Origin of the sequence: Rhizobium sp. BR 362, from assembly GCF_036528765.1 — a bacterium.
Classification (GTDB): domain Bacteria; phylum Pseudomonadota; class Alphaproteobacteria; order Rhizobiales; family Rhizobiaceae; genus Rhizobium.
The window spans coordinates 238272-250567 of the sequence record NZ_JARWGH010000005.1 but is presented as its reverse complement, the minus strand read 5'-3'; the positions used below and the strand labels follow the sequence as shown (position 1 = coordinate 250567).

The following is a 12296-nucleotide window of genomic DNA, read 5'->3' as shown; positions in this document are numbered from 1 at the left end:
TCCTCGGAAAATTCCTTATAATGCGCCGATCACCAGTTCCGTCAGCGCGGCCACAAAATAGTGTTGACGTTTTTATGGAAAAATGGAATAAATATTCCGCAGATGGAATTTTACGGTTTGTTTGTTCCGTTTTTGGGCTGCCGTTATGGGAGACGGCAGCTCGGATTGTTGGCCCTACGGTGGAGACCGGGGGGCTCCGGCGTTCAGGAGGGGTGTGGCCGGACACCGTAGTTTTGGGAGGAAAATCATGAAGAAACTCATTCTGGGCTCCGCCATGGCACTTATGCTGTCGACTGCCGCCCATGCCGAAACGATCGGCGTGTCGATGGCGCTGTTCGACGACAACTTTCTGACCGTTCTGCGCAACGGCATGCAGGACTATGCCAAGACGATGAAGGGTGTGACGCTGCAGGTCGAAGACGCTCAGAACGACGTCGCCAAGCAGCAGAGCCAGATCCAGAACTTCATTGCCAGCCACGTCGATGCCATCATCGTCAACCCAGTCGATACGGATGCAACGGCCGCCATATCGAAGCTGGCTGCGGATGCGAAAATTCCGCTGGTCTATGTCAATCGCGAGCCGGCAAACGTCGACAGCCTGCCGGACAAGCAGGCCTTCGTCGCTTCCAACGAGCAGGAATCCGGTACGCTGGAAACCAAGGAAGTTTGCCGTCTGCTGAAGGGCAAGGGCAAGGCCGTCGTCATGATGGGCGAACTGTCGAACCAGGCAGCCCGCATGCGCACCAAGGACGTGCATGACGTTCTCGCCACCGACGACTGCAAGGGCATCCAGATCGTTCAGGAGCAGACCGCCAACTGGCAGCGCACCCAGGGCGCCGACCTGATGACGAACTGGCTCTCCAGCGGTTTGGAATTCGATGCCGTCATTTCCAACAATGACGAAATGGCGATCGGTGCCATTCAGGCGCTGAAGGCAGCCGGAAAGTCGATGGATAAGGTTGTCATCGGCGGTGTCGACGCGACGCAGGATGCTTTGGCAGCCATGCAGGCCGGCGACCTAGACGTCACCGTGTTCCAGGACGCAGCCGGTCAGGGCAAGGGTGCAGTGGATGCCGCTCTGAAGCTTGCCAAGGGCGATAAGGTCGAAAAGAAGGTCTATATTCCCTTCCAGCTCGTCACGCCCCAGAACGTCAAGGACTTCGTCAAGAAGAACTAACAGCGATGTTAGCGACGGATGCGGGCGCTACAGCCCGCATCCCCAAATTCGACAGCTCCCGGGAGGGAAAAGATGGTTGTGAGCCCATCCACCATGGCTGCGGTGCGCGCCAGCGGCGCGGTCCCCAATGCCGCCTATCTGCTGAGTGCCGAAGGTATCCGCAAAGAATTTCCGGGCGTGCTCGCCCTCGATGATGTCTCCTTCCGCCTGAAGCGCGGCACGGTGCATGCGCTGATGGGCGAAAACGGCGCCGGCAAGTCGACGCTGATGAAAATTCTGGCCGGCATCTATATACCGGATCAGGGCGAGGTGCGCCTGAAGGGCGTCGAGATCCGCCTGAAATCGCCGCTGGATGCGCTGGAAAACGGCATCGCGATGATCCATCAGGAACTCAACCTGATGCCCTTCATGACCGTCGCCGAGAATATCTGGATCCGCCGCGAACCGAAGAACCGCTTGGGCTTCGTCGATCATGGCGAGATGAACAGGAAGACCGAAGAACTCTTTCGCCGGCTGAACATTACCATCGATCCGGAAATTCAAGTGCGGGACCTTTCGGTCGCCAACCGCCAGATGGTCGAAATCGCCAAGGCGGTATCCTACAATTCCGACGTGCTGATCATGGACGAGCCGACCTCGGCGCTGACAGAGCGTGAGGTGGCGCATCTCTTCGAGATCATTCGCGATCTGCGCGAGCAGGGCATCGGCATCGTCTACATTACCCACAAGATGAACGAGCTGTTTGAGATCGCCGACGAATTCTCGGTGTTCCGCGACGGAAAATATATCGGCACGCATCTGTCCACCGATGTCACCCGCGACGACATCATCCGGATGATGGTCGGCCGTGAGATCACCCAGATGTTCCCGAAAGAGGAAGTCCCGATCGGCGATACGGTTTTTTCCGTCAAAGGGCTCACTCTGAACGGCGTCTTCTCCGATGTCTCTTTCGATGTGAAGGCCGGCGAAATCCTGGGGGTTGCAGGCCTCGTCGGCTCCGGCCGTTCGAATGTCGCCGAGACGCTGTTCGGCGTGACGCCGGCCTCGTCCGGCACGATCGAGCTTTTCGGCAAAAAGGTCGATATCTCCTCGCCGGCCGTGGCGATCCGGCACGGCATGGCCTTCCTGACGGAAGACCGCAAGGATACCGGCTGTCTGCTGATCCTCAGCGTGCTCGAGAATATGCAGGTCGCCGTGTTGCACGACAAGTTCGTGCGGGCCGGTTTCGTGCAGGAGGGCGCGATCGAGGAGACTTGCGAAGATATGGCGCGCAAGCTGCGCGTGAAGACGCCGAATCTCGATGAGCGTGTCGAAAATCTATCCGGCGGCAATCAGCAAAAGGTGCTGATCGGCCGCTGGCTGCTCACCAATCCGCGTATTCTGATCCTGGACGAACCGACCCGCGGCATCGATGTCGGCGCCAAGGCGGAAATACACCGTCTGGTCACGGAGATGGCGCGCAATGGCGTCGCCATTATTATGATCTCATCGGAAATGCCCGAAGTGCTCGGCATGAGCGACCGCATCATGGTCATGCATGAGGGACGGGTGACCGGTTTTCTCGATCGTGCGGAAGCAACCCAAGTCAAGGTGATGGAGCTGGCGGCGCAATGATCGGGCCGGCCGTCGCAAAGGAGGATTGAACCATGGTTAGCAAAGTTGCAGAGGCGACCGCACCGTCAGTGACGCGTCCCAGGCGCCGCCGCGTGCCGCCGGAACTCGGCATCTTCCTCGTGCTGATCGGTATTGCGCTCGTCTGCGAAGTCCTCGGCTGGATTTTCGTCGGCCAGAGCTTCCTGCTCAACGTGCAGCGCCTGAAGATCATGATCCTGCAGGTGTCGGTCATCGGCATCATCTCGGTCGGGGTGACGCAGGTCATCATCACCGGCGGCATCGATCTTTCATCAGGCTCCGTTGTCGGGTTGACTGCCATGGTGGCGGCGAGCTTCGCGCAGTCCTCAACCTGGGCGCGGGCGCTTTATCCGTCGCTGACCGATCTGCCGTTTTTCGTTCCGATCGGCATCGGCCTGCTGATCGGCCTCGCCGCCGGCTACGTCAACGGCCAGCTCATCACGAAAACCAAGATTCCGCCATTCATCGCAACGCTCGGCATGATGGTGTCGGCGCGCGGCCTCTCGAAATTGTACACGAAGGGGCAGCCCGTCTCCGGCCTTACCGATCAGTTCAACTTCATTGGAACCGGCATCTGGCCCGTCGTCGTCTTCCTGCTCGTCGCGCTGATCTTCCACATCGTGCTGCGATATACGCGCTACGGCAAGTTCACCTATGCGATCGGCGCCAATGTGCAGGCGGCACGCGTCTCGGGTATCAATGTCGAGGCGCATCTGGTCAAGGTCTACGCGATCGCCGGACTTCTGGCCGGTCTTGCCGGCATCATCACCGCAGCTCGCGTCCAGACGGCGCAGGCCGGCATGGGTGTGACGTATGAGTTGGATGCGATCGCCGCCGCCGTTATCGGTGGCACCTCGCTCACCGGCGGTGTCGGTCGCATCACCGGCACGATCATCGGTACCGTCATTCTCGGCGTGATGATCTCGGGCTTCACCTTCTTGAACGTGGACGCCTATTACCAGGAAATAGCCAAGGGCGTCATCATCGTCGCCGCAGTCGCAATCGACGTCTACCGCCAGAAGAAGCGGGCCAAACACTGAAACCAACGAGGTTTCATCTGTCATCGCGAGGCGGGGGTTTTACTCCCGCCTTTTTCGTTTGCTGCGTCATTCTTTGCTAATGCAGATTTTTTTCATTTAGGTATGGCGAATCCCGTCAGCTTTTCTATTCTGGCCGCTTTCCCGCTGCTCATCCGAGCGCATTATCCAGGATAGAAAATGCAATCCGTATTCGATGGCCATAACGACGTTCTGCTGAGACTTTGGAATCACGCTCGCGAAGGAACCGATCCGGTAGCCGAATTCAGGGATGGGATATCGACCGGCCATATCGATGCGCCCCGCGCCAAGGCCGGTGGGCTGGCCGGCGGCCTCTGCGCCATCTATATCCCCTCCGGCAATCTCGTCTTCGCCGATCCCGATCGCAACGGCCATTATGAAACGCCGCTCTCAGCGCCTTTGGAGCGGGCGCCATCGCTCGATATCGCTCTCGAAATGGCGGCGATCGCGCTCAAACTCGATCGCGCCGGTGTCTGGAAGCTTTGCCGCTCGACCACCGAAATCCGCGACTGCATGGAAAAGGGCGTCTTCGCTGCGGTGATGCACATGGAAGGCTGCGAGGCGATCGACGCCGATCTCGTCGCGCTCGAAACCTTCTATGCGGCCGGGCTGCGTTCGCTCGGCCCCGTCTGGAGCCGCAACAATGTCTTTGCCCATGGCGTACCCTTTGCCTATCCGAGCTCGCCGGATACCGGGCCGGGCCTGACGGATGCAGGTTTTGAGCTGGTGCGTGAATGCAACCGCCTCGGCATCGTCATCGACCTCGCCCATATTACCGAAAAGGGCTTCTGGGATGTGGCGAAGACATCGGACCAGCCGCTGGTCGCCAGCCATTCCAATGCGCATGCATTGACCCCGGTCGCCCGCAATCTCACCGACAGGCAACTCGATGCCATCCGCGAGAGCCGTGGCATCGTCGGCCTGAACTATGCTACGGCGATGCTGCGCGAGGACGGGCGCTCGGACGCCAATACGCCGATCGAGGTGATGGTCCGCCATGTGGATCACCTAGTCAGCCGCGTCGGCATCGACTGCGTCGGCCTCGGATCGGACTTCGACGGAGCGACGATTCCGCAAGAAATCGGCGATGCTGCAGGCAACCAAAAGCTGATTGCTGCGCTCAGGAACGTTGGCTATGCTGAAGCCGATCTTGCGAAGCTGTGCAGGGAGAACTGGCTTCGTATCCTGGCGTCTGCTTGGGGAGAGAGCAGCCGGCCGCGTGCATGATTCACAGTGATAAAAGCTAAAAAAAGGGAACAAAAACATGATCATGACCAAGATGAACCGCAACTTCCGCGCCCTTTCGGCCGGTGCGGCTCTCGCGCTTTTGACGATGGCCGTGCCGAGCGCCTTCGCCGTAACGCCGAAGGACACGCTGGTTGAAGGATTCGCCTTTGACGATATTCTCAGCATGGACCCGGCCGAAGCCTACGAACTGTCCGCTGCCGAAGTTACCGGCAACAGCTACAGCCTGCTCGTCCGCCTCGACATCAACGATACGTCCAAGATCCAGGGCGATCTTGCCGAGAGCTGGTCGGTCTCCGATGATCACCTGACCTACACGTTCAAGCTGAAGCCCGGCCTCAAATTCGCCTCGGGCAATCCGATCACCGCCGATGACGTCGCCTGGTCCTTCGAACGGGTCGTCAAGCTCGACAAGAGCCCGGCCTTCATCCTCACGCAGTTCGGCCTGACCGGCGACAATGTCACAGAAAAGGCGAAAGCGACCGATCCGAACACCTTCACTTTCACGGTCGACAAGCCCTATGCGCCGAGCTTCGTGCTGAACTGCCTGACGGCGACCGTTGCGGAAGTGGTCGACAAGAAGCTGGTTCTGCAGCACGTCAAGCCGGTGACGCCGTCGGCCGACTACAAATACGACAACGACTTTGGCAATGGCTGGCTGAAGACCGGCTATGCCGGCTCCGGTCCGTTCAAGCTGCGCGAATGGCGCGCCAACGAGGCTGTCGTTTTGGAGCGCAACGACAATTACTACGGCGAAAAGCCGAAGCTTGCGCGTGTCATCTACCGCTTCATGAAGGAAAGCTCGGCGCAGCGCCTGGCACTGGAGAATGGCGACATCGACGTTGCCCGCAACCTCTCGCCGACCGACCTCGCGGCCGTAGAGAAGAACGCTGAACTTACCTCCACCAACGCACCGAAGGGCACGATCTATTACGTCAGCCTCAACCAGAAGAATCCGAACCTCGCCAAGCCGGAAGTGCAGCAGGCGTTCAAGTATCTGGTCGATTACGACGCCATCAGCAAGACGCTGATCAAGGGCATCGGCGAAATCCATCAGACCTTCGAGCCAAAGGGCATGCTTGGCTCCTTGGATGAAAATCCGTTCAAGCTCGATGTCGCCAAGGCAAAGGAACTGCTGGCCAAGGCCGGCCTGCCGAACGGTTTCTCCGTGACGATGGACGTGCGCAGCATCGAGCCGGATACGGGTGTGGCCACGTCGATCCAGCAGACGCTCGGCCAAGCTGGAATCAAGGTCGAGATCATTCCCGGCGACGGCAAACAGAAGCTCACCAAATATCGCGCCCGTAACCATGACATCTATTTCGGCAACTGGGGCAACGACTACTGGGATCCCCATTCCAACGCCGATACGTTCACGAACAATCCTGACAACTCCGACGCTGGCACCAACAAGACGCTCGCCTGGCGCAACGACTGGACGACGCCTGAGCTCGACAAGGAAACAAAGGCTGCCCTGTTCGAGGTCGACGCCGCCAAGCGCGGCGCTATGTATCAGGAGATCCAGAAGAAGTACCTGGATGCCAGCCCTTTCGTCTTCCTCTTCCAGCAGACGGAAGTTGCCGGTTATCGCAAGGATGTGAAGGACTTCAAGCTCGGTCCGAGCTTCGACACCAACTTCGTCTGGCCAGTGTCGAAGTAATGGTCCGATAGGACTAGTTCTTTGAGCACTGTCGAACGGAAAATGGAGGTGCGGCCCAAAAAGGGCCGTGCCGCGCCCATTTTGATGGGCGTCCTGCGCTTCCTAGTCGTGGCGGTCACGACCTATCTCGGCCTTCTCGCCGTCACCTTCTTCATCGGACGTGTTATCCCGATCGATCCGGCGCTGGCGATCGCCGGTGACCATGCGCCTGCGCAAGTGCTGGAGCGGCTGCGCCGCCAAATGCATCTCGATCAGCCGCTCTATCAGCAGTTCTATTATTATCTGCTGAGTGCTCTGACCGGCGATTTCGGTACCTCCGTGCTGACGACCAACCCGGTCATGGACGATATCCGGCGCGTCTTTCCGGCGACGATGGAGCTTGCGACCGTCGGCACGATCATCGGCGCGGTTTTCGGAGTGCCGTTTGGCGTGCTGGCCGCTGTGCGCCGCAACAGCCTCATCGACCAGATCGTCCGGGTCATCGGCCTCGTCGGCTATTCGGTGCCGGTGTTCTGGCTGGCCATGGTGTCGCTCGTCATCTTCTATGCCAAGCTCGGCTGGGTCGCCTATCCCGGCCGCATCGACATCGCCTTCGAATATACATTCACGCCGATCACCGGCTTCTATCTGCTCGACAGCGCCATGCAGGGGCAATGGGATGTGTTCTGGGATGCATTCCGTCACATCATTCTGCCGGCCTCGCTGCTCGGCTATTTCTCGCTGGCCTATATCAGCCGCATGACACGCAGTTTCATGCTGAACGAGCTGGGTCAGGAATATATCGTCGCGGCCCGCGCCAAGGGGCTTTCGGAGACGCGGGTGATCTGGGGGCATGCGCTGCGTAGCGCCGTCGTGCCGCTGATCACGGTGATCGCGCTCTCCTATGCCGGATTGCTGGAAGGTTCGGTGCTGACGGAGATCGTCTTCTCCTGGCCGGGCATCGGTTTTTATATCACCAGTTCACTGCAGAACGCCGATATGAACGCCGTGCTCGGCGGCACTGTCGTCGTCGGTACGGTTTTCATCGGGATCAACCTGCTCTCCGATCTGCTTTACCGCACTCTGGACCCAAGGACGCGACGGAAATGACGGCTGAGACCACGCAACTTTCCTGGCGTGACTGGCTGCTGTCGGATCGGCCGCAGTCGCGCCGACAAGCGAGCCTCGGGCGCGCCTATGTCACGTGGCGGCAATTTTCCGCCAATCGGCTGGCCGTCCTCGGATTGCTGATCATCATCGTCCTCATTCTCGTGGCGGCTTTTGCCGATGTTATCGCGCCCTATCCGCCTTCGATTGGCGATCTGACCAATGCTTATTTGAAACCGCCCGGCACCGGCGATTATCTTCTCGGCACAGACAATCTCGGGCGCGATATCCTATCCCGTCTGATCTACGGGTCGCGATGGACCCTCTATATCGTTGTGCTCGTCGCGATCATCTCGGCGCCGCTCGGGCTGTTTATTGGGATGATAGCTGGCTATGCAGGCGGCTGGACCGATACGGTGCTGATGCGCATCACCGATATTTTCCTCGCCTTTCCCAAGCTGGTGCTGGCGCTCGCTTTTGCAGGCGCGCTCGGCCCAGGCATCGAAAACGCCATCATCGCCATCGCCATTACCTCCTGGCCGCCCTATGCGCGGCTGGCGCGGGCTGAGACGATGACCGTGCGGCACTCGGACTACATCGCCGCCGTGCAGCTCATGGGCGCCTCGCCGATGCGTATCGTCTTCCGCCATATCATGCCGCTTTGCATCTCCTCGGTGATCGTGCGCGTTACGCTCGATATGGCCGGCGTCATCCTGACGGCGGCGGGCCTTGGTTTCCTTGGTCTTGGCGCGCAGCCGCCGCTGCCTGAATGGGGCGCGATGATCGCCACCGGGTTCAAATATTATCTCGATCAATGGTGGGTGGCGGCCATGCCGGGCATTGCCATCCTGATCGTCAGCCTGGGCTTCAACCTGCTCGGCGACGGGCTGCGCGATGCGCTCGATCCGAAGGAGAGCGGCCAATGACGGCACCGTTGACGGTCGAGAACCTCAGGGTTCGCTACCCAACCCGCACCGGCATGATCGAAGCGGTGCGCGGCGTGTCCTTCACGCTCGGCCGCGAGCGGCTGGGCATCGTTGGCGAAAGCGGTTCCGGTAAATCGCAGACCGGGCGCGCCATCATGGGGCTGACGCCTTCGCATGGCATCGTCACGGCCGATAGACTGAATTTCAGCGGCATAGACCTACTGTCGGTTTCGGCCAGGGAGCGCAGATCGCTGCGCGGCAAACGCATTGCCATGGTGCTGCAGGACCCGAAATATTCCCTCGACCCGGTGATGACCATCGGCAAGCAGATCACCGAAACCTTGCGCACGCATGAGAAAGTCGGCAAGGCCGAAGCGCGCGACCGGGCCCTGGCCATGCTGGAAGCGGTGCAGATCCGCGATCCCAAGCGCGTCTATGATCTGCATCCGCATGAAGTCTCCGGCGGCATGGGCCAGCGCGCGATGATCGCGATGATGCTGATTGCCGGCCCGGAACTGCTGATCGCCGACGAGCCGACCTCGGCGCTCGATGTTACGGTCCAGCTCGACGTGCTGAGGATCATGGACAGGCTGGTATCGGAACGCGGCATGGGGCTGATTTTCGTGTCGCACGATCTGCGGCTGGTGTCCTCCTTCTGCGACCGGGTGATCGTCATGTATGCCGGTAAGATCGTCGAGGAGTTGAAGGCTTCCGAGCTCAACAATGCGCAGCATCCCTATACGCGCGGCCTGTTGAATTGCATGCCCGTCATCGGCGAGGACCGCCATCCCCTACCGGTTCTCGACCGCAAGCCGGAGTGGGCGGCATGACAGCAGCACTTGCGGTCGACGGTCTTAGCGTCATCTATGACGGTTATTATGCCCTCGATGCGGTCAGCATCGGCGTGGACCGGGGCGAGTCCTTCGGTCTTGTCGGGGAGTCCGGTTCCGGCAAGTCGACCTTGTTGCGGGCCGTCGCCGGTCTTGCGCCCGTCAGCGACGGGGTGATCCGTATCGACGGCGAAGCGCTGAAGGGTTCGAGACGCAGCAAGGCCTTCTATCGCCAGGTCCAGATGGTATTTCAGGACCCCTACGGCTCGCTGCATCCGCGCCAGACCATCGACCGGCTGCTGCTGGAGCCCCTGGCGATCCATGGTATCGGCGACAGCGAGATACGCATCACCCGGGCGCTCGATGAGGTCGGCCTCGGGTCGGGTTTCCGGTTCCGCTATCCGCACCAATTGTCGGGCGGTCAGCGCCAGCGCGTGGCGATCGCCCGCGCCTTGATCGTCGAGCCGTCGATCCTGTTGCTCGACGAGCCGACCTCCGCGCTGGACGCTTCCGTGCAGGCGGAAGTGCTCAATCTGCTGGAGCAGGTGCGCAGGGATCGTCATCTGACATTCGTCATGGTCAGTCACGATCTCGGCGTCGTCACCCATATGTGCGAACGCCTGGTGGTGATGCAGAACGGCGCGGTCGTCGAGCGGCTGAGCGCAAAAGAATTGGCGGCCGGCGATGTCAGGCAGGACTACACGCGCAATCTGATGATAGCGAGCAAAGGATTTGTCCGCGTCTAACTTACTGTTATTATTAAGCTCTCTTCACTCTCGTAGTTAAGTCACCCTTAAAAGACGACCAATCGTATAGACTATTGACTCGTGCCGCAATTCTGTCATGATCCCGTTAATGGCGGTTAACTTTCGTGATCCCTGTTTTGGGTCATACGCGAGTGGAGGCAGGCATGTTTTTCATGGGTGGCATGACCATGGGTTATCTTCATCCGCCAAAGCCGGCGAAAGAGCAAGACGTGTTGAGCGTCACTCTGCCGGAAGAAAAGAACCGCCGCGAGACCGGGCCGACCGAAATTCCGGCTCCTGAAGCGGGCGCAGTGGAGCGCACTTTGATCTGGGCTCGCCGCATCCTCTGCTGATGTCGGCCTTGCTGCTCTTTCGAGCCCGACAGTCGTTCAAGGGTTTATTTTTCTTCCGTTGGCCTCTGGACGAAAATTCATCTCTACCTAATTGATAGGGATTGTATGAATGTCGGGCATGAACTCGCCCGTAAACATCGAAAATAACGAACGGAGGCAACACATGGCGAATTTGGGTATATCGAATACGCATGTGAATCAGTTCGACGGTTCGAAGCGCGTCGAGACAACGCGGAATAAGATTCAGACTGCAATCTATGTCGCGCTGTTTTCGGCCGCATTCATCTTCGTCGCAGCCATTGTCTGCGGCATCGTGATCTGAACGCGTCGCCAAGATATGACCGGCATTGATCGGTCATATCACACCTACGCTTGCTGTTACGGCGGACGCTGCAGGGCAAGTTTACGGCGTCATCCCTCTCAGGCTCCTAACGGTGGTTGATCGGACGTGCTTTCAAGTAGCTCGACCGATACCGTTGCATCCCATTTCTTTCCAAATCGAAGCATTCCCTAAGGGAAATTCTTCTTCCCGGTGCTGTCAAAACTTCGCCGGGCAAAGAAAATTTCTTGTGCCCAATAGAATGCGCTTCGTGAAAACAGTAAGCTCCGCCAAAACATAAAATAGAACGGGGCGGAGCATGAGCAAAGCGGAGGCTGGGCGCAGCAGCAGACGGAATGGTGCTCACGATGCGAGCGCGGTCCTAACAGAGGATTCGCATGCGATACGCGACGTGAAGGAAAACAATCTCGAATTGGCGATCGGTCACGAGGTCCGTGCCTTTCGCAAGAAGCTCGGCATCACCGGCGCCGACCTCGCCTCGGCCACCGGCATATCGCTCGGTATGCTCTCCAAGATCGAAAACGGCAATACGTCGCCATCTCTCACCACATTGCAGGCCTTGGCGCGGGCGCTCGGCGTTCCCGTCACGTCGTTCTTTCGGCGTTTCGAAGAAAGGCGCAATGCCGTCTTCGTCAAAGCAGGCGAGGGTTTGGAGATGGAGAGGCGCGGCACGCGCGCCGGTCATCAGTACAATCTGCTCGGTCATATCGCCAACGGATCTAGCGGATTGCAGGTCGAACCCTATCTCATCACGCTAACTGCCGATTCCGATGTTTTTCCGGCATTTCAGCATGAAGGGCTCGAATTGATCTATATGTTGGAAGGGGAGGTCGAATATCGTCACGCCGACAAGCTCTATGCGATGCGACCTGGCGATAGCCTGTTCTTCGATGCCGACGCGCCGCACGGTCCGGAAGTGCTCATAAGTCTGCCGATCCGCTTTCTGTCGGTCATTTCCTACCCGGAGAAACACGGCTCTTGAGAGGAATTTGCGAATCTTTTGAGGGGGTTCAGTTTAAGTTCATCTTCTGCGGGATATGGAGGGCTCAACCTACCAAGCCCTGCTGAATGCGATCGCAAGAAATCAGCCTAAGGAGAATGCCTCATGACCTTGATCGATTGTCTTTGACACGTGCGGACTGCTGCCGGAAGCATCCGGCCGCGTCGCAAGTTTCACGGAAGCCTATTTCGAATGGTGGCTCAAAATTGCCATGATCCTGAAGAAGAGCCCGTGAAAATCTTC

General features: G+C 59.0%; 12 protein-coding genes. All 12 read left to right on the top strand.

Annotated features, from left to right (window positions below; genetic code table 11):
- The first annotated feature begins 247 nt into the window (after positions 1-247).
- Positions 248-1177 (top strand): sugar ABC transporter substrate-binding protein, encoded by a 930-nt coding sequence (locus tag QDY28_RS09745; RefSeq protein WP_331381484.1) that lies wholly within the window; start codon positions 248-250, stop codon positions 1175-1177.
- A gap of 72 nt (positions 1178-1249) precedes the next feature.
- A complete protein-coding gene (locus tag QDY28_RS09740) occupies positions 1250-2791 on the top strand; it encodes a sugar ABC transporter ATP-binding protein (RefSeq protein ID WP_331381483.1) in 1542 nt (513 codons plus the stop codon).
- A 32-nt stretch (positions 2792-2823) separates the two neighbouring features.
- A complete protein-coding gene (locus tag QDY28_RS09735; protein ID WP_331381482.1) occupies positions 2824-3849 on the top strand; it encodes an ABC transporter permease in 1026 nt (341 codons plus the stop codon).
- A gap of 177 nt (positions 3850-4026) precedes the next feature.
- A complete protein-coding gene (locus QDY28_RS09730; RefSeq protein ID WP_331381481.1) occupies positions 4027-5094 on the top strand; it encodes a dipeptidase in 1068 nt (355 codons plus the stop codon).
- 37 nt (positions 5095-5131) lie between these two features.
- The gene (locus tag QDY28_RS09725; RefSeq protein ID WP_331381480.1) at positions 5132-6772 is read left to right on the top strand and encodes an ABC transporter substrate-binding protein; all 1641 of its coding nucleotides are present in this window, start codon (positions 5132-5134) and stop codon (positions 6770-6772) included.
- Between the two features lie 21 nt (positions 6773-6793).
- Positions 6794-7861 carry an ABC transporter permease gene (locus QDY28_RS09720; protein ID WP_331381479.1) on the top strand — a complete coding sequence of 356 codons (1068 nt, stop codon included), beginning with the start codon at positions 6794-6796 and terminating at the stop codon, positions 7859-7861.
- Positions 7858-8784: an ABC transporter permease gene (locus tag QDY28_RS09715; protein WP_331381478.1), complete on the top strand. Its 927-nt coding sequence runs from the start codon at positions 7858-7860 to the stop codon at positions 8782-8784. The genes QDY28_RS09720 and QDY28_RS09715 overlap by 4 nt, the downstream gene beginning before the upstream one ends.
- Positions 8781-9614 (top strand): ABC transporter ATP-binding protein, encoded by an 834-nt coding sequence (locus QDY28_RS09710; RefSeq protein WP_331381477.1) that lies wholly within the window; start codon positions 8781-8783, stop codon positions 9612-9614. Before QDY28_RS09715 ends, QDY28_RS09710 begins: the two co-directional genes overlap by 4 nt.
- Positions 9611-10360, top strand: coding sequence for an ABC transporter ATP-binding protein (locus QDY28_RS09705; RefSeq protein ID WP_331381476.1), 750 nt, complete (start codon positions 9611-9613; stop codon positions 10358-10360). Before QDY28_RS09710 ends, QDY28_RS09705 begins: the two co-directional genes overlap by 4 nt.
- A gap of 164 nt (positions 10361-10524) precedes the next feature.
- Positions 10525-10713, top strand: coding sequence for a hypothetical protein (locus QDY28_RS09700; protein ID WP_331381475.1), 189 nt, complete (start codon positions 10525-10527; stop codon positions 10711-10713).
- 163 nt (positions 10714-10876) lie between these two features.
- Positions 10877-11035 carry a hypothetical protein gene (locus QDY28_RS09695; RefSeq protein ID WP_331381474.1) on the top strand — a complete coding sequence of 53 codons (159 nt, stop codon included), beginning with the start codon at positions 10877-10879 and terminating at the stop codon, positions 11033-11035.
- Between the two features lie 316 nt (positions 11036-11351).
- Positions 11352-12035, top strand: a complete 684-nt coding sequence (locus QDY28_RS09690; protein WP_331381473.1) for a helix-turn-helix domain-containing protein — start codon at positions 11352-11354, stop codon at positions 12033-12035.
- The last annotated feature ends 261 nt before the right edge of the window (positions 12036-12296 follow it).

What these genes read in the sequence shown, in the direction of transcription:
- QDY28_RS09690 (WP_331381473.1), top strand. Translation starts at nt 11,352, where the DNA reads ATGAGCAAAGCGGAGGCTGGGCGCAGCAGCAGACGGAATGGTGCTCAC.
- QDY28_RS09695 (WP_331381474.1), top strand. Translation starts at nt 10,877, where the DNA reads ATGGCGAATTTGGGTATATCGAATACGCATGTGAATCAGTTCGACGGT.
- QDY28_RS09745 (WP_331381484.1), top strand. Translation starts at nt 248, where the DNA reads ATGAAGAAACTCATTCTGGGCTCCGCCATGGCACTTATGCTGTCGACT.
- QDY28_RS09705 (WP_331381476.1), top strand. Translation starts at nt 9,611, where the DNA reads ATGACAGCAGCACTTGCGGTCGACGGTCTTAGCGTCATCTATGACGGT.
- QDY28_RS09740 (WP_331381483.1), top strand. Translation starts at nt 1,250, where the DNA reads ATGGTTGTGAGCCCATCCACCATGGCTGCGGTGCGCGCCAGCGGCGCG.
- QDY28_RS09735 (WP_331381482.1), top strand. Translation starts at nt 2,824, where the DNA reads ATGGTTAGCAAAGTTGCAGAGGCGACCGCACCGTCAGTGACGCGTCCC.
- QDY28_RS09715 (WP_331381478.1), top strand. Translation starts at nt 7,858, where the DNA reads ATGACGGCTGAGACCACGCAACTTTCCTGGCGTGACTGGCTGCTGTCG.
- QDY28_RS09725 (WP_331381480.1), top strand. Translation starts at nt 5,132, where the DNA reads ATGATCATGACCAAGATGAACCGCAACTTCCGCGCCCTTTCGGCCGGT.
- QDY28_RS09710 (WP_331381477.1), top strand. Translation starts at nt 8,781, where the DNA reads ATGACGGCACCGTTGACGGTCGAGAACCTCAGGGTTCGCTACCCAACC.
- QDY28_RS09730 (WP_331381481.1), top strand. Translation starts at nt 4,027, where the DNA reads ATGCAATCCGTATTCGATGGCCATAACGACGTTCTGCTGAGACTTTGG.
- QDY28_RS09700 (WP_331381475.1), top strand. Translation starts at nt 10,525, where the DNA reads ATGTTTTTCATGGGTGGCATGACCATGGGTTATCTTCATCCGCCAAAG.